Genomic DNA, 23,955 nt, shown 5'->3' on the forward strand with positions numbered 1-23,955 from the left:
GCCTTACTCCTCCAATTCGTTGAGCAGTTGATCCATAGTGGAGAGTCTCTTCGCGCGGCCACCATCGGCATTAACCTGTTGTAACGCGACTCGTGTTGCCATTTTCGCCAGCGTCGGGTGTTCAAAAATAAGTCTTACTGGCAACGCCTCTCCAAAGCGCTGCGTGAAACGTGCTGATATCTGAATCGCTGCAAGCGAGTGACCTCCTACCTCGAAGAAGTTGTCATGGCGGCCTATCCGTTCTGTCCCCAACACCTCGCTCCAGATCGCCGCTAGTGCATCTTCCACCTCATCTTGAGGTGGCTCGTACTGCGTGCCGCTGATTAAGTCCGGCTCGGGCAGCGCTTTGCGATCCACCTTGCCGTTGGCATTCAGCGGCAGCGCATCAAGTGCTACTATCGCTCTCGGCACCATATAATCCGGCAACTGTTGGCTCAGTCGCTCGCGTAGTGGGCTAGTGTCGAATTCGATGCCTACTTGGGGAACCACGTACGCCACCAGCTTCGAGCCATTAGGATCTTCTTGGGCGATCACCACTGCCTCGCTAACCTCTGGCTGAGCCAGCAGTTCAGCTTCTATCTCGCCCGGTTCGATGCGTAGGCCGTGGATCTTCACCTGGTGATCAAGGCGCCCCAGGTACTCGAGCTGTCCATCCTCCCGCCAGCGCACCAGATCCCCCGTGCGATAGAGGCGTTCGCCCTGCGCAAACGGATCAGCAACAAAACGTTCCGCCGTTAAATCACTACGGTTTAGATACCCCCGGGCCAGACTTACCCCACCCAAATACAGCTCTCCAGAGATGCCCTGAGGTACTAGGTTGAGTTCACCATCTAATACATAGGTGCGGGTGCCGCTGATGGGCCGCCCAATGGGAATTTGGCGGTGAGTTTGATCACGACACCACCAATGAGTGACATGTATCGTGGTTTCGGTTGGGCCATACAGGTCATGCAGATTGGCACCATCAAGTCGCTCAGCCACATCTTGCTGTAACGTCGCTGGAACAGCCTCGCCACCGCACATAATATGTTTGAGACGCGTCTTGGTTTTAACATCGGGAAAGGCCAGGAAGGCCTTCAGCATCGAAGGCACAAAATTCAGCGTGGTAATTCCATGCTTCTGTATCAACTCAATGATACGCTCAGGATCGCGATGATCACCCGGCGGTGCGATCACCAAACGTGCCCCGACACTTAGCGGCCAGAAAATCTCCCATACAGAGACGTCGAACCCGAACGGTGCCTTGTGAAGTACGGTATCGGTATCGGTGAGCTGGTAGGTCTCCTGCATCCAGATCATGCAATTGGTCAAGGCATCATGTCGGATGGCGGCGCCCTTGGGCCGACCGGTGGAGCCTGAAGTGTAAATCACGTAGGCGAGGTGCTCGCCGTGCAGCACCACTGCAGGATTGGAAGAGGCGTGATGTGCTATATCCAGTCGATCTAACTCAACAACGCTGAGTCCATCCGCTACCGGCAATGAGCCATGCAAGTGGTGCTGAGTCAGCAGCAGCTCAATGCCACTATCTTCGGCGATGAACGCCAGCCGCTCCGAGGGATACTCTGGATCCAGCGGCACATAGGCACCGCCCGCCTTGAGAATCGCCAGCAACCCCACCACCATCTCGATGGAGCGCTCCATGGCGATGCCCACTCGGGTTTCGGGGCGCACTCCCAGGCCGATTAGATAGTGCGCTAGATGATTGGCGTGGGTATTAAGCTCAGCATAGCTGAGTGACTGATCAGCAAATACAAGCGCCGTGGTTTCAGGGGTTGCCGCAGTTTGTTGCTCAATCAAATGATGAACTGGCGCAGCATCGGAATATCCTTGAGAGTTTACTCCCCATTGAATAAGTTGCTGCTGCTCAGAATTTTCAAGCAACTCGATATCGCCCAGTGCCTGCCCTGGTGACGTAAGCAACCTTTGCAGTAGTGTCTCAAAGTATCCTGCAAGGCGTTGAATGGTCTCAGGCTCGAAAAGCTCTGACGCATAAACCATGCTAAATTTCAGCTGTCCTTCAGGGAAATCCCGCACCTCTAGCGTTAAATCGAACTGAGCATCCTGCTGTAGAAACCCTGACTCAGCCAGTATCAAATCGGGCAATGTCTGAAACCCAGAGAGATCCTCTTGCCGATAGTTGAACATGACTTGGACAAGTGGGTTATGAGCCGAATTACGTGTGGGCTGTAGCGCTTCCACTAGCTGCTCAAAAGGTAAGTTTGAGTGCGCCAAGGCACCGACAACAGCGTCTTGACACTGTGTCAGTATCGTTTCAAATGAGTGGCGACTATTGATGTCATTGCGCAATACCAAGGTATTAACAAAAAAACCGATTACCCCCTCTATTTCCTGACGCTGCCGATTAGCTACCGGCACTCCCACGCGAATCTCTTGCTGCCCGCTATACCGGTGTAACAGTCCTTGAAAGCCTGCCAAAAGCACAGTGAAGAGGCTCGTATTCTGGCTCTCAGCGAGGCGACGCAGGCCTACTAGAAGTTCTTTAGGAAGAGAAAACGCATGTTGCCCGGCACGTTTGGCCGTCAACCTCTGCCGGGGGTGATCAGTAGGCAGATCCAACGTAGGGTGTTCACTGCCCAGCTGTTGTTGCCAATAAGCAAGCTGCCGTTCCCCTTCTCCGGATGCCAGCCACTCACGCTGCCAAACTGCATAATCAGCGTATTGGATGCTCAAGTCAGGCAACTGAACAGGCTCACCGCGCATCTGAGCACGGTAAGAAGCTGCCAGCTCATCGAGCATAATCTGCATAGATACACCATCGGAAATGATGTGATGCATGACGACGATCAAGGCATATACATCGGCGCTCAATCGTAGCAACGCAGCCCGCAACAAGGGGCCTTCTGAGAGATCAAACGGCTCGTCATTAAGCCTTCGTATCGTGTCTTCCTCGTGCTGCTGAGCCTCACCAGCAGACATGCCACGAAAATCAACGACCTCCAGACCGAAGGAGACATCAGGCCTGATCGACTGTTTGGCCCCCCCTTCACTGGCAACGTAAAACAACGTACGCAGCGACTCATGCCGCGCTATCAAATCGTCAAAGGCAACACGCATCGCGTCTATATTCAGGTGACCCGATAAACGTAGGACACCACCGATATGATAAGCCGTACTTTCAGGGTCTAGTTGCCATAAGAACCATAGGCGTTGCTGGTCATGAGAGAGAGGTAGTGGCTCGGCACGGTGTGTAGGTGACAATATTGGGATCGGCGAGCGCCCAGAATTGACATGATCACTGCTGATACGCTCGACTTCATTTGCCATAGCGCCCAGTGAGGAGTGTTCGAAGACTGACTTAGCTGAAAAATCAATCGCCCAATAATCGCTAATACGTGAAGCCAACTGCACCGCCGCCAGAGAATTACCCCCGCTAGCAAAGAAGTGGGCATCTTTTCCCAACGGCTTTTCCTTGCCGTCCCTCAGCACTTGGCGCCAGAGCTTCGCTAACGCTTGCTCCGTTTCGCTTCCAGCTTCCGCAGTAGAGTGCGATGACTTTCCACCACCAGCATCCTCATCGCTGCCGCCACTGACAAAACGCCCAAAGGCGTGAATGGCGTAGGCATCCAGGCTACCCGCCTCCCAGCCTTGGCGGCAGGCACTGCGCTGCAGTTTGCCGCTGGAGGTTTTGGGAAGGCCACCTGGGTTAAGCAGTAGCACTACCGAAAGCGGCTCGTGGCAAGCGCTCCCCACCGTCTCGCTTAGCGCTTCGACCAGCTTCTCGGCGGGCACTAGCTTCTGTATGCCGCGGGAAACTTCTGCCGCCACGCCGATCCCTTCAGCGCCTTCCGGTGTGGTCACGGCAAAGGCCGCCACGCGCCCTTTGCGCACCGCTTCCACCTCGGCTTCGATAGCGCTCTCGATATCCTGGGGGTAGACGTTATGGCCGCGCAGAATGATCAGGTCTTTGATACGCCCGGCGATATACAGCTGCCCTTCGTGCAGAAAGCCTAGATCGCCAGTGCGCAGCCAGCGATCATCGCGGGCGTCGTGGTTCTGTGCATCAGCATCATCGGTGCGCTGCCAACTGACCCCATCGCGGGTAACAAAGGCTTGAGCTGTTGCTTCTGGGTTCTGCCAATACCCGTGCGCCACGCTAGGCCCATTGACCCAGATCTCGCCGACTTCACCACTTGGCAGCGAGTGAAGCCCCTCAGGATCGACAATATCGATAGCGTGACCGGGTTCCGGTGTACCGCAGCCCACCAGGGTGTTGCCTTCAACCGCTGAGGCAGCCTTTCCCTCGGCCAGCGACTGTTGAGAAAAAGCCGAGCCTACCACGCCCGTACCGCGCGAATTACAGCTAACCAATAGCGTCGCTTCGGCCAAGCCATAACAGGGTGCTGCGGTGTCAGCGGCAAAGCCCGCCGGGCGGAAGCGTTCGATAAAGCCAGTGAGGGTATCGTGGCGTACCGGCTCGGCGCCTGAGAACGCAACCCGCCAGCTGGATAAGTCGAGCGCCTCAAGCTGCTCGTCGCGGATACGCTCAAGACACAGCCGGTAGGCAAAATCAGGGCCACCGCTAATGGTGCCCCGGTGGCGGGAGATCGCTTCCAGCCAGCGTACCGGCCGCTGTAAAAAGAAGGTGGGGCTCATCAATACCGCAGGGATACCGCGATAGATGGGCTGCAGCAGGCCACCGATCAGCCCCATGTCGTGGTAAAGCGGCAGCCAACTGACGAAAACATCGTCGGCACCAATCGAGAAGCCCGTCTCGATAGCACGCTCGTTCGCCATCAGATTGCCATGGCTCACCATCACCCCTTTGGGAGTGGCCGTGGAACCTGAGGTGTACTGTAAAAAGGCGAGATCACCGCGCTTTGGGCGATGCTCGACCCAGTGTTCAGCGCGGCTCTCATCTACGGCATCCACGGGGATCAGTTCGGCGCTGCCGAAGCCTTCGCTTGCAGATGCGACCACATCGATAATCGTTGTAGAGGTGAGCACACAGGCGGCCTGAGAGTCGGCGGCAATGGCGAGCAGGCGCGCCAGATGCTGCTGCTTGGCCGACTCTGGAGGGAAGACCGGCACGGCAATCACCCCGGCATATAGGCAGGCGAAGAACGCCACCACATAGTGTTCATCGTTATCCAGCAGGATCAAGGCACGCTCACCAGCCGGGAACCGCTGCTGGAGCTCGCTGGCCAGGGCGCGGGAGCGCCGCTCCAGGGTGGCGTAGTCAAGGGTGGTCTCACCTTGTGCGTTCACTACAATCAGCGCCCTGTCGCTGGGCATTTCCCGGGCCAGGCGACTTAAATGTTCAACGAAGCTGTGGTTAACAACGTTATGGGACGGGTGGCTGTTCATCGTCTGGGCGTGCCTTATATTCATATGCGTACCTGCTGGAACTCCTGGCCGTGGCGTGGGATTGAGCCGTTGTATTCAGTCTTTGGAGAGGTTGCCGTGACCTTCCGCCATGGCCACGACGACTTTGCGCGGCCCTTTGAACGGCGTGCGCGCATGGGCGACCAGCATGTTGTCGAGCATCAGCACATCGCCTGCCTGCCAGGGGAACATCACCGTTTCGTCGGCCAGTACGCCGCGGATCTCATCGAAGATGGCATCGTCAATGGGGCTACCATCGGCAAAGAAGACGTTACGCGGCATGTCTTCGGGGTCGAGCAGCTCTTCCAGCGACTCTCGCACCTCTGGCTGCAGGTTGGAGACATGGAAAAGATGGCCCTGGTTAAACCACACCTGCTCACCGGTGACAGGGTGAGTCTCTATGCTTTGGCATAACTGGGTAGTACGCAGGTCGCCATCAGGCTTCCACTCACAACGAATCCCCGCGCGCTGGCAGAATGCCTCCACCTCGGCACGGTCTTCGGTGTTAAACACCTTTTGCCAAGGCATGTCGAAATCGCCGTAGTTGCGTACGTAGAGAATGCCGGGGGCAAAGCGCTCGCGGATCTCTGCAGGCATACGGCGGTAAATAGCGCGGCTATCGGCTATCGGCGTCTCTCCCCCTTCGGGGGAAGCGGTGACACAGTGGAACCAGATTTTCATCGGCCACTCGCGGGTGTAGGCCTGCTCATTGTGGAGGGGAATATGTTGATGAGCGGGGTACTCGGTCGAGGTATAAATGCCCGACGAAACCGCTGAACGCGGTGTTGAGGCGAACTCATAACTCAGCAGAGGATGACCAAAGGCGGCAGCAAACTGCTGAAAATCGTCCACGGAGGGAACATCGAAGCCTCTTAGCAACACCCCACCGACTCTGGCCACCAGCGTCTCAATATCAGCACGCAACTCGCCAAAGGCTTCCAGCAGCGGCTGCCCTGGATAGGTGGGGGAAATCATAATGGGCAGCTCCGAATCAGCAGGCCCCTGACGTTTGGATATGGTGTTGGTTTGTTGCGTTGGTGTTGCGCTTTGGCTGTCCATTATTGAACTCCTGAAAATTCGTTGAGTAGCGTTTACCCTGGGCGTTTGTGTGTGAATAGCCTGAATCGACATAGCTTGATTCGACATAACTCAGGGCAGCGGCATAGCCACTCGGCGCTGGCAGCGGCCATGCTTGCAAAGGTGATGAAACGGGAAGCGAGTGCTCAAGGTGATAGGTGCCTGGCGGCCCTAAAGAGGAAGTGATCGAGAGCGCCTGCAAATGATCAGCGATGCCCAGGCCCAAGGCTTTGAGCACCGCCTCTTTAACCACCCAGCGCTCCATAAAGGGCAGTGCGAAGCCGTCGCGTGCGTGGCCGAGCTGCTCACTTGGCGATAGCACCAGCCCTTGCAGCGGCGCCAGCTCGGCCTCGGGTCGGCAGCGCTCAATATCGACCCCCACCGCGCCGCCGGGAGCAAGCGCGATCAGGGCGACATGGCCAGAGTGGGAGACATTGAAAGCAGGCCCATCAGCGTTTTCCAACGCTGGTTTGCCGTAAGCGTTCTGAGTGAACACCAACTTTTCAGGCGCCACGCCGGTGCGCGCTGATAGCAGTCGCCGTAGGGCAGCGCGTGTCGCCACAGCGCGTACGACATCAGCGTGATGGCGAAGCCGCTGGGCGCGCTGCCGCTCGGCTCGACTCAGCAACCGATCATCTTCGTCAGCCACCGGGGCGTTCAGGTCGAGCGATAAGCGCCAGACTTCAAGCCCCTCAGGAGCCCCTTCAGCTAACTGCAGGCGCTGCATGGGGCACCTCCTCAAGCCGTCGAGTTAGCGCCCGTTCGATAGTCTCCAGCACTTGTGCTTGCTGCTGGCGAATAAAGAAGTGCCCTCCTTCGAACCAGTCCAACGAGAATGCCCCGCCCGCTTCTCGCTGCCACGCTTCTAAACGCTCTCTTTCGATATCGTCATCGCGCCCTGCGAGTACCTGTAAGGGATAACCAAGCGGCGACCCGCCGCGATAGCGGAAACTGCGGCAGAGGCTATAGTCCGCCATCAAGATATCGAGGGTAAGGCGCAGCAGTTCCGGGCTTTCGAACACTTCCTCTGGGGTGCCGCCCTGTTGGCGAAGATCCGCAATCAGGGCTTTGTCGTTATCAAGGCCCGCCAAGCGGTCTGAGTCGCGCATTGAGGGCGCCGCGCTGCCTGAGGCGAACAGCATCCGCGGCTGAGGTCGCCCTACATCGCGCAAGCGAGCTGCCATGCCGTAGGCCAACAACGCCCCCATGCTGTGACCGAACAGGACAAAGTCTCCACGCATCCGCGTTGCTTGCTCTTCGCACAGCCGCACGACCTGGGTCTCGAAGTCATCGATGAGCGACTCACCCAGGCGTTCACCACGCCCAGGCAGCTCGACGGGATATACCTCGATCCAGGCGGGCAACTGACGCTTCCAGCGCAAATACATAGTGGCGCTAGCCCCGGCACAGGGCAGGCAGAGCAGCCTTAAACGCTTAACCTGCATCCACCTGCTCCGCCTCACTTTTGGCCTGCGCATCCATCCACTGGCGCAGCGACAATGGCCGCATATCAGTCCAGGTCTTTTCGACGTAGTCGAGGCAGGTTGGCTTATCGCCGAGTACGCCGGTATCGGTCCAGCCAGCGGGAATCGCTTTCCATTCTGGCCAGAGGGAGTACTGCTCTTCGTGGTTGACTAATACGCGGAAGACACCATCTTCACGATCAAAACAGCTTGTCATGGGACTAACCTCATCGTTGCCAAAGGAATGAGAAATAAAACGCAATTACTTCTCATTACTCAATGACGAGTGAGGCACAGGAAAATTTAATGTGAAGGAAGAAGAAAGTAGAAAAAATACGTGCGGGGGCTAAACGGCTCTAGCGCTTAAAAACGCGACAGCCGTTAAATCATCAATGAAGAAAACCAGGGGGAACAAAAAACGGAGTGGGCAAAAAGCAGCGATTTATCAGTTGCTCTCATCACTGCGCGGAATCATCCCCGTTAGCAGCCATAGCTGTTCGGCTTCACGAAATACACGGCGGTGCTGAGAGGAAGCCGCTAACCACGCATGAAGCGCCTCGCGATCAGCGTCGCTCAACGTCTCTTCATGCTCGCGCATCAGCCAGTCTAGCGCCGTTTGCCAAACGGCATCATCGCCGCTGTCGTTATCCATCGTTACTGTCAAACCTCGCTACTGCTGCCTGCTGAACACCTGTCTCGGGAAGCGTGTAATATTATCAACGCTATTTGCTGACAGTGTAACAAAGCGACAACAAAGAAGGGACGGAACGTGGGCTTACCTATCTGGCAACATCTGGCCTTGTAGCGACTGGCGGCAATGAGTCAGTGCATCGCGAATCATAAAATTAACTAACGTGGTGGAAATACCTAACAAGTGGGCCACTTCCCGCTGCGTATGACTTCCCGAACGATAGAGCTCAAAAGCGCGCCGCGTACGCTCGGGCAGCTCGTCCAAAGCGTTAACCACCTGGGCCAAGGCTTGGCGATCAATCGCGATCACCTCTGGGGAGTGTGATGCGTAAGAGGTGGTATCCCCCTCCTCTTCTTTTGCAAACAAAGTTGACTCAAACGCCGAACGGCGGCAGCGGTCAATGGCGAGGTTGCGCACCACACGTGACACATAGGATATGGGCTGCTTCACCTCAAAAAGAGTGGTTGCCTCTGAAATTTTCAGATAGGCATCCTGCACAACATCATCGGCTTGATCAGCATTGCCCAATACTCTTGCAGCGACACAGCAGAGCCGGGGCCGCTGATTAACGAAGATATCTTCTAACTCAGCGCTCCAGGTCTGGGTATCCACAGCTCGGCCTCCTGCCTTGATTAACACCACGGAATAAATGGCAATAATTATTATTTGCGTTAGAGCCTGACAAGTCAACTGGTGAGAGCTAACTCACTTTTTATAACGATATGCTTGTTGATTTTTTTGTTGACTCAGTTAATAGCAACATGTAGCGGGGGCATCTCTCATACGCCAAATGCATAGATGATCTACCATTAAACCAACTTGACTCCTGTCATCTCCGCGTCATGAATGGCTAGTTACATTGAATGCATACAGTTTTTGCCATTCACTAAGACACGATGAATGCTCAGGGGAAATACAATGCTCGATAGCAGTAACGACCTACTCGAAACGGTGAAGCAGGCGGCGTACGAGGCAGGTGCGCTGTTACGCGAGGGATATTCGCTAAAGGGAAGAATTGCCTTTGAGCAAAAGGGGGCGTCAGACTTTGTCAGCTACTACGATACGGCCGCCGAGAACATCATTATCGACTGTATCAACAGCGCTTTTCCCGATATCGCTTTCCTTGGTGAAGAGAGCGGGCTTACGCCCACCGATAGTGACTATACCGTCATCATTGACCCTCTTGATGGCACCAGCAACTTTCTGCATGGGGTGCCTCACTTCTCAGTCTCCATCGCGGTTACTAAGGACGATGAGCTGATCATCGGCGTTGTCTATCAACCGCTGCTTGATGAAATGCTTTGGGCCAGCCTTGGCACCGGCGTCTTCCTCAACGACACGCCGCTCACGACGCCTGAACCGCGCCCACTGAACGAGATGCTGGTAAGCACCTGCCTGCCCTACCACGCTAAAGGCGACTGTACGACGGCCCTAGATCAACTCGCTGCTCTAATGCCCCAGGTGGCCGGTATCCGCAGCCCAGGATCGGCGGCGCTGGAGATCGCCTACACCAGCCTGGGCCGGTTTGATGCTTTTTGGTCTCAAGGCGCTAAGCTCGACTTTTGGGATATCGCCGCCGGCATTGTGATTGCCAGAGAAGCTGGCTACACCGTCACGGATCTCACTGGCGAGCCGAATCCCGCTCAATGGAACAGCCTGATTGCAGCGCACCCTGAGCGGCATAGCCAACTGCTAGCGTTTTTAACTTCCCACTGATAAAAAATCTACCTCGCTTCTAGGCTCACGCGTGTTCGATTCACCATCGAATATCCCGTGAAACCTGCCTACACTCAAAACACCCACGCCGCGGCCCAGAGGACGTAATTAATGAAGCCTTCCTATCTTCTGCCTAATTTGCCCATTACAGCAACGATTATACTTTTTGGCCTGCTGGCCGCTAACACCGCCCATGCTCAAGAAGAGGCTGACGCAAAGCTCTGGGATGATGCCCTGGTTAAGGCGGCACAGCAGGTAACGCTGGGGCCGCGCCCGTTGTTCTTAGTAAACGACATGAGTGCGGATAACGATCACGAGCGCGAACTGAAAGCCTCTTTATTGAGCTGCGCTGCTGAGCAAACCCAGTGGCAGCGGTCTCCATTAACGATTGGACATCGTGGCGCGCCGTTACAGTTTCCAGAACATACTCTCGAATCTTATATTGCCGGTGCTCAAGGCGGGGCGGGTATTCTTGAGTGCGACGTCGCCTTCACTGCCGATGAGGAACTCGTCTGCCGTCACTCTCAGTGCGATTTACATTACACCACCAATATCGTCGAGACCGACTTAGCTGAAAAATGCAGCGTGCCTCCCGCTTTTGATGAAGAAAACGGCGAGCTAATGAATGCAGCAGATATTCGCTGCTGTACCAGCGATATTACCTTAGCCGAGTTTCGTAGCCTTCAAGGCACCATGGAGGGGGTGAACACCGATGCCACTACCCTTGAAGAGTACTTAGCAGGCACACCGGAATGGCGCACTGAGCTTTACGCTACCCGCGGCACATTAATGAGCCATGCCGACAGTATTACGCTATTTCAACAGCTTGGCGTGCAGATGACCCCAGAGCTGAAAGTGCCAGAGGTAGAGATGCCGTTTACGGGTAATTCAGAAGGCTTTACGCAGCAGGCGTACGCACAGAAGATGATAGATGAGTACAAAGCGGCAGGCGTTTCCCCCAATAATGTATTCCCACAATCTTTCAATCTGGATGATGTACTTTACTGGATTGAACATGAACCTGAGTATGGAAATCAGGCGGTTTACCTGGATGGCCGCTACAGCGATGACTCCTTTGATCATACAAACCCCGATACGTGGCAGCCAAGTATGCAGTCGCTGGTGGAAAGCGGCGTTCAGATTATCGCTCCTCCTACCTGGATGCTGGTCGAAGCGAATCCAGAGTTCGGCAGTGACGAGCAGGCAAGACGCCTGCAATCTTCACTTTATGCCCGCCGCGCCCGGGATGCAGGCCTATCTATGATCACCTGGACACTTGAGCGCTCGGGGCCGTTGAAGGAAGGCGGCCAGTGGTACCACAGCACCACTGACGATGTTATTCAGCGTGATGGCGACAAACTGGTTACTTTAGATGCCCTCATCAATTACGTTGGCGTTATCGGCGTGTTCAGCGACTGGCCCGCCACGGTTGCTTTCTATGACAATTGTGCTCAGCGGGGCGCGCCCTGAACTGCACCCCGCGGGAGCAGCGCGAAGCGGTGCCGGGGTTGGTGTGGTGCCATTGGGCGTCGTTCCGACGCCTCCCGCGGGTGCCTTGAAACGCTCGCTGAACTCGCGCTCTTCGTTACCACGCGCTACGGGATGTGCACGGAGCTGAAGCAATGGGTTTTCGTAGCGCGTATATGGACTCCTCCTCGTCTGCAAGCACAAAAGGTCATAGCGGCACGGTCGACTGCTAGCGTATATCCGGTCTCGTAAAGGATGCCTAACGTGGACATCGGACCTTAATGGGCTATTCGCACGTCGGGTACCCTCAGCGTAAACGAGCTTTATTACTCTACGCGCTACACGGTATGGCCCGACGTCGGTTCGACCTGTTCGCCATCTCTCTTTTGGTGGTGCAGTCGGGGCGGTAGGAACACCGGTTAAAGGTTCAACATTGATGGTCGCGTCGCCTGCTTAAGCGGCGGCCAACTCAGGGTTATACGGCACTTCGTAACGTGTGACGGCCCACGCCATGCGCGCTGTCTTATTGGCGAGTGCCACGATCGCCACGTTGCGATGTTTGCGCACGGCAAGGTGCTTGATCCACTGGCTGAGTCCGTCGTCTTTTTTCACCGCATAACGAAGGACGGCGCGGGCGCCATGTACCAGCAGCTTGCGTAAGTAACTATTGCCACGTTTACTGATCCCCAACAGGCGCTCTCTCCCGCCCGTGCTATGTTGACGCGGGGTCAGCCCTAACGAGGCGGCAAAGTCGCGTCCTCGCTTATATATAGCGCCGTCACCCAGCACACCCGATAAGGCACTGGCGGTGATGGGGCCAATGCCGCGGAGGGTCATCAAGCGCTTGGCAACCGGGTCGGTATTGGCATGCGTTTCAATGGCGGACGTTAACTGCGCAACACGCTCGTCTAAATAACGTAAGTCATCCGCTAAGTCGGCCAATAGGCGGCGAAAGCGGTCACTGAGCCCGTTGGTGGCATCCTCCAGCCAAAGAGGCAGCGCCCGCCGTAACTGCTGAATACCGGTGGGGGCAATAAACCCATACTCACCGATGAGGCCACGGATTTGATTGGCCTTCGCTGTGCGCTGGCTAATCAGCTCTTCACGGATCCGGTGGGTGGCCTGGCTGTCCTGTTGATCAACGGTTTTTACGGCCACGAAGCGCATCGTGGGACGGCCTAATGCTTCACAAATCGCTTCAGCATCTGCCCGATCATTTTTATTCGTTTTAACGTAAGGCTTCACGAATTGGGCCGCAATGAGCTTCACATGGTAGCCACGCGCTTGAAGTTTGCGCGCCCAATAATGCGCCGATGCACATGCTTCCATGCCGATGGTGGCGCCTTGAGGAACGCGCCGACAGACAGCCTCCAGCCACTTGGCCCGGGTATATTTACCTCGCCATTGAGGCTTCTCATGCCGGTCAACGCCATGTACGTGAAAGACAGACTTTGCGATATCCACACCAACTCGGCTAATGTTCATATGGGCTTCTCCTGACTCTCAAGCTGATAGTTTTCCAACCACCTACCAGTATGGCGCACTGACGCCGGAGTAGGGTGAGGAGGAGTCCATCCCATTGGGTAAGCGTCAGCGCACCCGCGGGAGCAGCGCGAAGCGGTGCCGGGGTTGGTGTGGTGCCACTGGGCGTCGTTCCGACGCCTCCGGCGGGTAATCAAAGATTAGCTGGCTGAGGCTTATCCACTTATCTGCTTCCCCAAGCGGCGTTTGCCCTCTATCACGTAAATCTTTTCATTTTTTTGTTAAAAATGAGAACCATTAGCACTAGAATGGAGGCATTATCATCAACCCTATCGCCAGGAGTCATTCATGTTCGAGGTCAAAGGCGCCACCTTTGAAATCAATGGTAAGCAGATTTTAAATCCCATTGACCACAGCTTTCATGAGGGCAAGGTTTACGGCCTGATTGGCCATAACGGCTCGGGTAAGTCGACGCTGATCAAGCTCATGGCCCAGCAGCAGCCGGTAAGCCAGGGAGAGATTCACTTTGAACAGCGCCCACTGAGTGACTGGGAAAATCGTGAGTTTGCCCGTCAGGTGGCTTACCTGCCCCAGCATTTACCGAGTGCAGAAAGTCTTACCGGGCGCGAGCTAGTCGCCTTTGGCCGCTACCCATGGCACGGGCTGCTGGGCCGCCACACCCAGAAAGACAAAGATGCCATTGATCGCGCCATTGCCCTGACCCACACAGAGGCCTTTGCCGACCGCTTGGTCGACACGCTCTCTGGTGGTGAACGTCAAAGGGTGTGGTTGGCGATGCTGCTAGCCCAGGGCAGCCGATTCCTGCTGTTGGATGAGCCGCTAGCGGCGCTGGATATCGCCCACCAAATCGAAGTGCTGGCGCTGATCCGTAAGCTGTGCGATGAGCTAAATCTTGGGGTCATTATTGTACTGCACGATATCAACATGGCCTCGCGCTACTGCGACGAGCTGATGGCACTGCACAGCGGTCGCTTACTGGCCCATGGCAGCCCGGGTGATTTGATGAGCTGCAGCACCTTAGAGGCGATTTATGGCCTACCGATGCAGGTCATGAAGCACCCCAACGGAGAGCACAATATCGCTGTTGCACAATGAGACGCTGCTTTCGCCGTGGCTTTTTAGCGTTGGCCTGCCTTGGCACACTAGCATCCAGTGGAGTCGCTGCTTCAGCAAAGGTAGTCACCCTGGATTGGGCAATAGCCGAAACGCTGATCGCTTTAGATAATCCCCCCGTTGGGTTAGCAGAGATTCCCCAGTACCAGCGATGGTCTGGTGCCGAGCGATTACCGTATGGCGTTCTTGATGTCGGCCTGCGCGCTCAGCCCAATCGAGAGCTCATTGCTCAGCAGGCACCCGATTACGTCCTTCTCTCACCGCTGTTTATGCGGCTGATCGACCAGTTAAATACCATTGCCCCCGTCACTGCGCTGGGCACTTACCAGCTTGGCGATCCACTCTGGCAACGCCTGCAGCGCACAACGCATACCCTGGCCGCACTGAGCGGCAATCACGAGCAGGCGGTTGCAATGGTCGACACCATCGAAGAGGCCCTGGATCAACAAAAGGCGCAGTTAGAAGCGCAGCCGCCGCTAATGGTGGTGCAGTTTATCGATGCGCGGCACCTGCGAGTATATGGCGAAAACAGTCTATTTCAGTCGGTACTGGAACGCTTGGGGCTAATCAATGTTTGGCAACAGTCTACCAATCAATGGGGGTTTTCGACGGTGGCGCTGGAAGAGCTGTTGGCTTACTCCGATGCGACTATTGTCGTCGTTGAGCCGCTGCCTTTAGAAATGCGCGATGGGTTTGAGAGTAACGCGCTGTGGCAGCATTTGCCTGCGGTAAAAGAAAACCGCGTTGTTCGCCTACCGCCAGCGTGGAGTTTTGGTGGTTTTCCATCTGCAGCACGCTTCGCTGAATTACTCAGCGAAGCGCTATTAGCCCGTTAAACAAAGCCCTTTTAAAGGAAGCCCTCTAAAGAACACTCTGTAACGAAAACTTAGAAGTCCAGTGACGCCGAGAGTTTCACCGTGCGCGGCTCGCCTTGGGTCAAATAACCACCGGTTGCCGAGGCCCAGTAGTTCTCATCTGTAATATTTTCGATATTAGCGCGCCAAGTAAGCGTATTGCTGTTGAGCGGCATGGCATAACGTACACCGAGATCCCAGCGCGCCCAGGCGTCAACTTCAAGCTGATTGGCAGCGTCTAAATACTGGCTGCCATTACGCACCGCACGGCCACTGAGCGTCCAACCCGGGGCTTGTGGAATATCCCACTCGCTGCCTAAGACTAGCCGATAACCGGGCACCCCAACCGCATCGTTACCCTGGTTAGTGCCATCGTCAGTACGCGTCAGTTCAGGATCTATCCACATCGCACTGCTTAGCAAGCGCAAACCGTCTACCGGTTCACCATAAACGCTCAACTCCACACCACGATTCCGCTGTTCGCCGTAATAGCCATAAACGCCGGTTTCAGTGTTAATAAAGGCATTGGGTTGCTCAATTTCAAACAGGCTTAAGCTGCCACCCAGGTTACCCAGATCGAGTTTGGCACCGACCTCGTTCTGTTTAGCTTCGACCAAACCAATACTCTGCCCAGCATTTACCGCCGTGGTAGGAGCCGTATCACCCGGCTGTAATGCCTCAATATGGTTGGCGTATAGCGATAGGGATTGGGTCGGTTTTACTACAACGCCATACACAGGCGAAAGCCGCGTATCGCTGAAGTTGTTGTCAAAATCACCCTCATAGTCATAGTTGGTGACGTCGACTTCCTGATAGCGGGCGCCCAGGGTAAACAGCAGTCGATCATCCAGAAAGCCCAGCGTATCGGAAAGCGATACACCACTGTTGCGGGTGCGGCTACGTAGATTAGGATCATTCATATCCCCCCCTGCAAATACAGGTTCGCGCACCGAGATGTCGGAAGGCTGATAAATATTGGTGGGTAAACCAGGCGAAGCCATTTCATAAGCCGAACGAGTGGTGCGATAAACGCTAGAGTAGCCAAGATCCAACTGATGGCTAACCGCACCTGTATCGAATGCACCACGCAAACCAGCCTGCCCACCAATACTTTCAGCACGATAAGGCACTTCCATCTGGCCGATAGTGGATGAGCCGTCCACTGCATTAACCGTAGGCGTTGCATAAATGCCGCTTTCACGAGTGTCGTTACCACCCAGAGCCGCATAGGCAGTCCAACTGTCGGCAATATCGTACTCACCACGCAGCATCGCGAAGCTGGTCTCTAGCTCGGTATTGACCCACTCCGGCGCATGGTTGCTACTTGCTGAGGGGGCACCTGGCACCCGGCTTAATCCGGATCCTACGCGTACCACTGGACGGCCACCGTTCACAGTATGACTTTGGTGACCGATATCCAACGAGGCACGACCACGCTCACCGCGATAATCCAGCCCAATAACGGCGGAGGTCGCACGGCGTTCTTCATCGTCAATCGCTGTGTCGCCGCGCCCACGCATGACATTAGCGCGCACGCCAAACTGATTTTCATCACCAAAACGCCGCCCAAGCTCGATGCCGCTTTCGATATAGCCGCTATCCGACACCCCAGTAGTAAGCCGATTGAGGGGGGCATCGGCGGCGCGTTTAGGCTCAATGTTAATAGCACCACCAACGCCAGAACCACTGGGCGAAACACCATTAGCGAAGGCGTTGGCGCCCTTAAATAGCTCCACACGCTCGGCAATATTGGTCGCGACTATCTGGCGAGGTAGTACGCCATACAGACCGCCGTAAGCAATGTCTTCGCCATCGAGTTCAAAACCGCGGATCTGAAACTTTTCAGCGTAGTTGCCGAAGCCAAAACCACTTTGTACCGATGCATCATTGATTAACACATCGGCCAACGTCTCAGCCTGCTGGTTTTCGATCAGCTCAGCGGTAAACCCAATCACATTGAACGGCACATCGGCCGCATTGCGCTGCCCCCAGGTGCCAACGCGGGCACCGGCAGCCACTTGGCCACCGGCAAATGCAGGCGCCGGAGTATCACCTCTCGCGGTAGCCTCCCCGATCACCGTTACGGTCTCCAGCGAAGCACTGTCGTTGGAAGATGCTTGCGCCCAGACAGTGCAGGGCAAAGGGAGCGACCCCAGCAATACGAACGTGAGCGTACGCCAGGAGGGAGAAGGTAGTGACATAGAGGGTTCCTCTTTAGATAAGAGCAAGCAGTAATATAAACAGCGATATGAGAGCGTGAACTTTACATCAAAACACAATCATTTTCATTTGGGATAGAGACGCGTTTAACATACATAAGCTATTTTAGTGATATGCATTATCGTTTATGATGGTCTCAGCCTCATTTCTCAGTGCGCTGTGTCAAAACCTATGTGAAAGCCCTGTGATGGAGCCCCGCGATGCCCTCTGCTCTGCGTCAGCCGCAACTGTTCGAGCCTTCGTTAGCGTCCTGCTACACCGGGCCGTTGGCGAACTTTACGCCGCCGTTAATAGGCGGAACGCCACCGCTGGAAGCGTTCAAAACAGCCCGTTGGCGGAATGCCGATTGGCTCAAAGAAGATCTCTCCCGTTTCGCTGAACAGTACCCAGACGGAGACCAGCGGGCAGTGGTATCGATCTGGTCGAAATGGCACTTAAGTGCGCTAACCGTTCCCACACTGACTGCCAACCTGCTGCTTAACCGTGACCTGCCGGTGGGGCTGGACGACATGCAGGTTATCTTTAACGACAAGGGCGCCACCTCGCGGCTGTGGTTGCCCCACGAAGGTACGCCGATAACCACTCAAGATCCGTTTGAGCGTTTTGCTACCCTGATTGAGCAGCACTGGGCACCGTTGATTGAGCAATTAGCGGCTATCTCCGGCGCTGCACAGCGGGTGTTCTGGAGCAATGCCGGTGGCTATCTGGACTTTTACGTCAACGCACTAGGCGAGCATCCGCTTGCCAATCGGCAGGCGTTTGAGGCCGCCAAGGCGTTGCTGGAAGCGCGCGACCTGCCCAACGGCAAGCGCAACCCGCTGTTTCAGCCGGTGCGTTACTTTACGCCCAAGGGGAGTGAGGAAGTTAAGCGGGTGCGCAAGCTTTGCTGCCTGCGCTACTTACTGGATGAGTTTGATACCTGCGGCACCTGCCCGCTAGAGGGCTGCGACCTGGAAGCGCGTAAGCGTGCCAGGCAGGTCGCCCGTTAAAACGTGAGCTATTTTTAACACGGTTTAGATATTAATTTGCGCAACAGCATCCTCACTCGCTCGAGCACGCTGTTCGCCTTTCAGCTCGCTTAGCTGGCCCTTCGACATCTCCAGCAACCGATCAGCGTGAACGAAGTAGCTGTCGTCATGGCTGATAGCAAACACGGTTTTACCCATCGCTTTTAAGTGCGGTAACAGCTCGCGGTAGAACAGCCGCCGGAACTGCGGGTCTTGATCCGCCGCCCACTCATCGAGCAGCAGGATATCGCGCTTTTCGGCAATCGCTAGTAGCAGGGCCAGGCGCTTACGCTGCCCTTGGGAGAGCTGGGTGTTGATGACACGATCCCCCTCCCACTGCAATTTGTGCTGCATCTGCAATCGCTCAAGCCAGGTATCAACGACCTCTGGGTCAGCAGGCAGGCCTTCAGGGCCCATGGTCTGATCAAACTGATGAAAATCGGTAAACACGCTGGCAAAGCGAGCGCGAAACGCTTCCCACTGAGCAGCGGTGACCACCTGTCCATCAATCTTAATAGTGCCGCTTTGGGGGCGGTATAACCCCGAGAGCAGCCTTGCCAGAGTCGACTTACCGCTACCGTTGCCGCCGATCAGAAACACCTGCTCACCGCGCTCTAGGGTCATATTGAGTGGCCCCGCCTGGAAGCCCTCGCTCTGGGCAGTGTCCGGGTAGTGGTAGGTGACGTCCTCCAGCTCCAGACGCTGCCAATCGGCCAGCGTATCGTCGACGGCAAAGCTCGACTGATACTCGGCCAATTCCAGGCTGCTCAACTTATCAAAAGCGACCTGGGCACTGATCAGCGTTGGCCAAGCGCCCACCGCCTGAATCAGCGGCGTACGCAGGAACAGCAGCGTCAACGCGAAAGTGGAAGCCACCGTGGTACTCGCCCACCCCAATCCATTAGAGAGGAAAAACACCACCCCGATGGCGCCCAACATCATAATGTTAGACCAGTTGTTAGCGCTTAAATGGTAGGTATCGGCGCGGATGATATGGTGACGATAGTCACGGGCATTGGCGGTATAGCGCTCGTCATAAAAGCGCCGGGCACGGTCGCGGTTGAGCGCCAGCTCTTTGCGCCCTTCAATGGCCGCCTGGAAATCTTTATACAGACTATCTTCGCTTTCACGCACGAGGCGAAAATGGCGATACACCCGCGACACCAGCACCCAACCCACGCCCATGGTGAACGCGATCCACAGCACCGTGATCACCACCATTTGCGGCGAAAGCCATGCCAAATAGGCCACCGAGGCAAGCGTTAGCACCACGCCCTGAATCAGCTCCGGCAGGCGCACAAAACCAATGGTGATGTTACGCACATCGCTGGACAAACTGGCAAGCAAGGTGGCGTTGCCCAGCTGCTCCAAACGCTCAATATCGGTGTCGAGAATCCGCTTCACCAGCCGCGAGCGTAGGTCAAACACAAAGTGGTGCCCCAGCACGGTCAGCGCTAATTGCGTACTGAGTGTGACCGCCAGGAGCACCGCCAGCAGGCCGAGAAATTGCGGCAACGCCGCCATGCTGCCTACCTCGATAAGCCGCTGGTTGATAAAGGCAATCACCCCGACCCCTAAGCCAGCGCTTAACAGGCTCAGAGCAATAGCGCCTAAAAAGGGCCAGCGGTAGTGATGAAATACTAAGCGCAGCAGTTCCATGGGGCTCCTTGCCTTCCTGTAAAGAGCGCTGAAGTCTAACAGCAGCGCCTCTCACCAAGAAGACGTCATTCATATTGGGTGGCAAACGAGCGGCCTGACAGAGATCTTACAAAGAGTAGTCTGAACCGGAACGCTATTCCTAAGAGCTATTCCTAAGAGCTATTCCTAAGGGCTATGTCAGATGGTTATCCCAGCGGAGTTCCAGACTGGCGACCAGCTGGGGTGTTGCCGAGCCAGGCGTTACTCGGTAGAGCCCGCCCTGGCCGGAGGAGACCAGAAAGCCGCCGTTGCCGTCACAGCGGGCGCCGGCGGCGTCGGGCAGCGCCAGGCTGGCAACAAGCTTGCCTTGCGCGGCATCCAGCAGCAGTACCCGGTTGCCGCGAGGGGCAGTCACCAGGACATTGCCAGAAACACGGCTAAACGCCACGCTGGCAGTGTAGTGCTTCAGACTGGCGGTGACTTCATCGGCCAGCGCCAGCTCAGAGAAGTGCCCTTGGGCATCCAGACGGCAGATCAGCGGATGGGTCTCCCACTCGGGCCCTTCAAACTGGTAGCCAGCGATCACTGTACCGTCCGCCGCCACATCCAGATGACGGCAGCTGAGCTGGTGGTGCGAAGGTTGGTGGCGGGCCAGTATCTCGCCGCTGTGGCGATCCAGCAGCATCAGCGCTGGTGCCATGGTATCAAGATTGAGTTTAACCCGGCCGTAGTCAGGATGAGTCTTGATACCCCCCAAACCAATCACCAGTGTGTCACCATCCGGCATCAGCCTAAGCTCATGAGGCCCGATACCACCCAGCGGCATATCGCGCACATGGGCGTAGTCGTTGGCAGCGTCGTAAACGCGCACTAGCCCGGCGCTGTCCTCCAAACGATTGGCGGTGACATACAGATAGCGCCCGCTCAGGTCGAAAACGCCATGCCCGTAGAAGTGGTAGCCCTCCCCGGCCGCAATGGTGTGGGCTAATTGGCGGCTGTCCCCATCGATCACATGCATCCGTGTGCCAGGGCGGCGAGCAAACAATACCGCCTGGCGAGAGTCGGGCCGCAGACAGCCTCCATGGCAGCGCTCGGGTACTTCGATCATAAAGCGGGTCTGACCATCCAATGCCACCCCGGCGATGTAATGCCCTCCTCTGGGTTCGTCTACCGCGCTGAACAGCCAAGCGGCTTCCTCCCGCGCGGGCAGCGCCCAGCTCAGCGGGGTCAGCGCCATGGCGATGCTGCCCAACCCTACTTTGAGTACTTGGCGTCGCTGCATGGTTCAATCCCCATCGCTGGAGTTAAAGCCTCGTACCAGCCCCAGTTCACCAGCGATCTCGTTACCCAGTAAATGGCGTAGCTGGCTGATGTCGAGGTAGAGCGACTGCAGACCGCGAAACGCCTCTTCGTCTTCAAGGGAAGGCACCAAGCCCGGTGGCAGTTCGCTGGCCTGAACGAGTGTCTTATCCAACTGATCACGAAACGCCTCGGCGAGCGGCAGCGCATCGGCCTCGCGCAACAGCGCGGTGAGCCCCGGCAAAAAGCCGGTACGCAGGCCCTCCAGGCTGCTCTCTACCAATCGAACCGTTTGTCCACTACGCCACGCTTCCGCCAAGTAGCCGTTGGAGGGCGCGCCTTTAAGGCCCATGGGCTCACCGAGCCGTTTATCTTCGAGTATTTCGAGGGCCTGGATGGCGCTGGCCAGTGTTGTTTCGGTGTAGTCGGCAGTATCAAGATAGTGCTCGCCAAAGGCCTGCCAGTCGCGATGCAGAGCGCTCGTGGTATCCGCAAGATGCGTGGTGATGGCATGCATCAGCGAGCAGGCTCCAGGGTCGCTCAGGGCCTGTTCGTCCATGGCGTCGTCATAAAGCAAGTATTCAAGGGCGGGAAAGCCTTGAATCGCCACGCTGTCACTGGCGATATCTTGGGCATCCGGGGCTTCGGCTGCCTTCAGCCAGCCGCGCACCTTGCTGCCCACCAGGTTTTTACGGTCTGGCCAGAATTGCAGTTGCCAGCCTCGGCTATTCTGCTCGACCGGGCCGAACTGAATAAAACGCACCGCCTGCCAAGCTTGATAGGCGCTCAGCCAGTCATTTTCCAGCCGCTGCCTGAGAGCTTCGTCTGGGCTCTGGCAAAAGCGTGCGGCGCTAGCTTCCAGGCGCTCGGAGGCGGCGCTCAGCTCAGCATACTGAAGTTCCACCGCGCCGTGCCACATTTCCCGCGGCGTAGGGGTGTCCGTAGCAAAAGAGAGCGGCGTCGCGAGTAGCGCGCAAGCCAGCAAACTCAGGTGGCGAAGAGATGCGATCACGTTAACTCCTTAACAGTAATGACTTACAGGGATTCAAGGAAACGTATAAGTTCCGCTCGCTGGTCGGCGGGCAATGCGCGATAGCCCTGGGTGGCGCTTTCTGCCTCACCACCGTGCCAGAGTATCGCCTCTTCCAGAGTGCGGGCGCGACCATCGTGGAGAAAACCAGCCCGGGGGTTAACCGTTTGCGCCAAGCCGATGCCCCACAGCGGCGGGGTGCGCCATTCGCGGCCATCGGCCTGGAACTCGCTGCGATGATCAGCCAGGGCATCGCCCAGATCGTGGAGCAGTAGGTCGCTATAGGGCCATATTTCCTGATTGGCTAGCGCCGGACGGGCAGCATCCGCAGCGGTGCGATGGCGCGGCGTATGGCAGCTCGCGCAGCCGAGCGCGTTAAATCTCTCAGCGCCCTGTTTCACCGCTGGGTCATCCATATTGCGTCGCATCGGTACCGCCAAGCTGGAGGCGTAGAAGGTCACGAAGTCGGCCACGTCATCGCTGACTTCGGGCGCGCCACCGTTAGGAAAATCATCGCACCCCTGGCTCTCCATGCAGTCGGTTTGTGGCACCAGACTGGAGGTCAGCCCCATATCCCCGGCGAAGGCATGCAGGCCCTGCTGCTCAATGCTGGGCTCGCCGGCTTTCCAGCCGAAACGCCCTAGCACCGTGGTGCCACTGCGCACATCCCACACTTGGTTGTAGCGGCCGGAAATTCCGTCGCCATCGTCGTCTGCAGGGTCTGCGGCAGCGATAAGGTCAGCTTCAGGAATCGCTTCTAGCAGGCCCAGGCCAATCATTGGCGGTGCCAACCGTGGCGAGGTTTGCAGTGACTCCGGCAGCTCTCCGTAGGCGGGTTCGGCTATCGAGTAGAGCGGCTCCTGCAAGGTGACGCGGGTGCCATCGGTGAAGCTCACTTCCCGAGGGCGATACTCAATCACCAGTTTGGCCTCGGGCTTGGCACCGCTAATCGCCGCGGTTTGTAGCTGCAAACCGTAGTTAGGTACCGGAAGCGCCCCCCGCTGCTCCAGTGTTTCTGGATCCGCTTGGCTAGCGGGTAGCGAGAGGCGCAGAAATAGTGCGATGGGGTTTTCGTCGCCGGTGGGTGGGTGCCCCCGACCATCCTTAAGGTGGCAGCCCTGGCAGCTATTGGTATTGAGAAGCGGCCCCAGGCCATCCCGGGCCTCGGTGCTGGCGGGCGCAGCCACCCAAGGATTGCGAAAGAAGCTGTTGCCAACGCTGAAATCCAGCCGCTTGGTCATCGACATATTACCCAGCGGCAGCGAATAGGCGTTATGGTCAAACTGCTCCACCGAGCCATCGCCGCCACTCATGGGCGAGGTCTGTATAGGCGTCAACTGAATGGGGTAATCTTGGGTAGGTGATTCGGCTGCCTGCAAGGGCACGGCCAACAAGAACAGTAAGAAACTGCTGTGGGCTAATGTGCTGGGCACCCACTTGGCTAGGACAATAAACCGGGGTAAGCGGTACATGGTGATACCTTGAGAAGGAAGATACTGACAAAACCAACAGAGCCGCGCGATAGCAACACTAT

The 23,955-nt window shown here is 56.5% G+C and carries 18 protein-coding genes; 5 read left to right on the forward strand and 13 right to left on the reverse strand.

Going from position 1 to position 23,955, the window contains the following annotated elements:
• Positions 1-3 precede the first annotated feature (3 nt).
• The 7 genes from AC4EYZ_RS06390 to AC4EYZ_RS06420 form a co-directional block, all read right to left on the reverse strand.
• Positions 4-5,349: an amino acid adenylation domain-containing protein gene (locus AC4EYZ_RS06390; RefSeq protein WP_490204177.1), complete on the reverse strand. Its 5,346-nt coding sequence runs from the start codon at positions 5,347-5,349 to the stop codon at positions 4-6.
• Between the two features lie 51 nt (positions 5,350-5,400).
• Positions 5,401-6,402 carry a TauD/TfdA family dioxygenase gene (locus tag AC4EYZ_RS06395; RefSeq protein ID WP_138799732.1) on the reverse strand — a complete coding sequence of 334 codons (1,002 nt, stop codon included), beginning with the start codon at positions 6,400-6,402 and terminating at the stop codon, positions 5,401-5,403.
• Positions 6,335-7,147 carry a 4'-phosphopantetheinyl transferase family protein gene (locus AC4EYZ_RS06400; RefSeq protein WP_474192659.1) on the reverse strand — a complete coding sequence of 271 codons (813 nt, stop codon included), beginning with the start codon at positions 7,145-7,147 and terminating at the stop codon, positions 6,335-6,337. Before AC4EYZ_RS06400 ends, AC4EYZ_RS06395 begins: the two co-directional genes overlap by 68 nt.
• On the reverse strand, positions 7,125-7,865 hold the full coding sequence (locus AC4EYZ_RS06405; RefSeq protein ID WP_027957182.1) for a thioesterase II family protein: 741 nt from the start codon (positions 7,863-7,865) through the stop codon (positions 7,125-7,127). The genes AC4EYZ_RS06400 and AC4EYZ_RS06405 overlap by 23 nt, the downstream gene beginning before the upstream one ends.
• Positions 7,855-8,100: an MbtH family protein gene (locus tag AC4EYZ_RS06410; protein ID WP_144810397.1), complete on the reverse strand. Its 246-nt coding sequence runs from the start codon at positions 8,098-8,100 to the stop codon at positions 7,855-7,857. Before AC4EYZ_RS06410 ends, AC4EYZ_RS06405 begins: the two co-directional genes overlap by 11 nt.
• A gap of 228 nt (positions 8,101-8,328) precedes the next feature.
• Complete coding sequence (locus AC4EYZ_RS06415; protein ID WP_474192657.1) at positions 8,329-8,547, reverse strand: FecR/PupR family sigma factor regulator; 219 nt, start codon at positions 8,545-8,547, stop codon at positions 8,329-8,331.
• A 111-nt stretch (positions 8,548-8,658) separates the two neighbouring features.
• Positions 8,659-9,186, reverse strand: a complete 528-nt coding sequence (locus AC4EYZ_RS06420) for an RNA polymerase factor sigma-70 (protein WP_039858926.1) — start codon at positions 9,184-9,186, stop codon at positions 8,659-8,661.
• Positions 9,187-9,492: 306 nt separating this feature from the next.
• Here AC4EYZ_RS06420 and AC4EYZ_RS06425 point away from each other — a divergent pair, with 306 nt between their 5' ends.
• The gene (locus tag AC4EYZ_RS06425) at positions 9,493-10,290 is read left to right on the forward strand and encodes an inositol monophosphatase family protein (RefSeq protein ID WP_474192656.1); all 798 of its coding nucleotides are present in this window, start codon (positions 9,493-9,495) and stop codon (positions 10,288-10,290) included.
• Between the two features lie 111 nt (positions 10,291-10,401).
• Positions 10,402-11,760 carry a glycerophosphodiester phosphodiesterase family protein gene (locus tag AC4EYZ_RS06430; protein WP_474192655.1) on the forward strand — a complete coding sequence of 453 codons (1,359 nt, stop codon included), beginning with the start codon at positions 10,402-10,404 and terminating at the stop codon, positions 11,758-11,760.
• A gap of 450 nt (positions 11,761-12,210) precedes the next feature.
• On the opposite strand, the gene AC4EYZ_RS06435 is transcribed toward AC4EYZ_RS06430, so the two are convergent.
• Positions 12,211-13,242, reverse strand: a complete 1,032-nt coding sequence (locus AC4EYZ_RS06435) for an IS110 family RNA-guided transposase (protein ID WP_490204178.1) — start codon at positions 13,240-13,242, stop codon at positions 12,211-12,213.
• A 345-nt stretch (positions 13,243-13,587) separates the two neighbouring features.
• Between AC4EYZ_RS06435 and AC4EYZ_RS06440 the strand changes: the two genes are divergently transcribed.
• Together AC4EYZ_RS06440 and AC4EYZ_RS06445 are read left to right on the forward strand one after the other, a co-directional pair.
• The gene (locus tag AC4EYZ_RS06440; protein ID WP_474193287.1) at positions 13,588-14,355 is read left to right on the forward strand and encodes an ABC transporter ATP-binding protein; all 768 of its coding nucleotides are present in this window, start codon (positions 13,588-13,590) and stop codon (positions 14,353-14,355) included.
• Entirely contained in the window at positions 14,352-15,209 is an 858-nt protein-coding gene (locus AC4EYZ_RS06445) for an ABC transporter substrate-binding protein (RefSeq protein ID WP_474193286.1), read from the forward strand. The genes AC4EYZ_RS06440 and AC4EYZ_RS06445 overlap by 4 nt, the downstream gene beginning before the upstream one ends.
• A 50-nt stretch (positions 15,210-15,259) precedes the next feature.
• Here the strand turns inward: AC4EYZ_RS06445 and AC4EYZ_RS06450 are convergent, their stop codons facing one another.
• Positions 15,260-17,428 (reverse strand): TonB-dependent receptor, encoded by a 2,169-nt coding sequence (locus tag AC4EYZ_RS06450; RefSeq protein WP_490204179.1) that lies wholly within the window; start codon positions 17,426-17,428, stop codon positions 15,260-15,262.
• 219 nt (positions 17,429-17,647) lie between these two features.
• Here AC4EYZ_RS06450 and fhuF point away from each other — a divergent pair, with 219 nt between their 5' ends.
• Complete coding sequence (fhuF, locus tag AC4EYZ_RS06455) at positions 17,648-18,436, forward strand: siderophore-iron reductase FhuF (RefSeq protein WP_474192639.1); 789 nt, start codon at positions 17,648-17,650, stop codon at positions 18,434-18,436.
• A 24-nt stretch (positions 18,437-18,460) separates the two neighbouring features.
• On the opposite strand, the gene AC4EYZ_RS06460 is transcribed toward fhuF, so the two are convergent.
• From AC4EYZ_RS06460 to AC4EYZ_RS06475, 4 genes are all read right to left on the reverse strand, one after another.
• Positions 18,461-20,113 (reverse strand): multidrug ABC transporter permease/ATP-binding protein, encoded by a 1,653-nt coding sequence (locus AC4EYZ_RS06460; RefSeq protein ID WP_474192640.1) that lies wholly within the window; start codon positions 20,111-20,113, stop codon positions 18,461-18,463.
• 172 nt (positions 20,114-20,285) lie between these two features.
• A complete protein-coding gene (locus AC4EYZ_RS06465; protein WP_490204180.1) occupies positions 20,286-21,374 on the reverse strand; it encodes a DUF1513 domain-containing protein in 1,089 nt (362 codons plus the stop codon).
• A gap of 3 nt (positions 21,375-21,377) precedes the next feature.
• Entirely contained in the window at positions 21,378-22,403 is a 1,026-nt protein-coding gene (locus tag AC4EYZ_RS06470; RefSeq protein WP_490204181.1) for an imelysin family protein, read from the reverse strand.
• 23 nt (positions 22,404-22,426) lie between these two features.
• A complete protein-coding gene (locus tag AC4EYZ_RS06475) occupies positions 22,427-23,893 on the reverse strand; it encodes a di-heme oxidoreductase family protein (protein ID WP_474192279.1) in 1,467 nt (488 codons plus the stop codon).
• Positions 23,894-23,955: the final 62 nt, after the last annotated feature.

The sequence above is a fragment of the Vreelandella sp. 162(4c) genome (genome assembly GCF_058152265.1).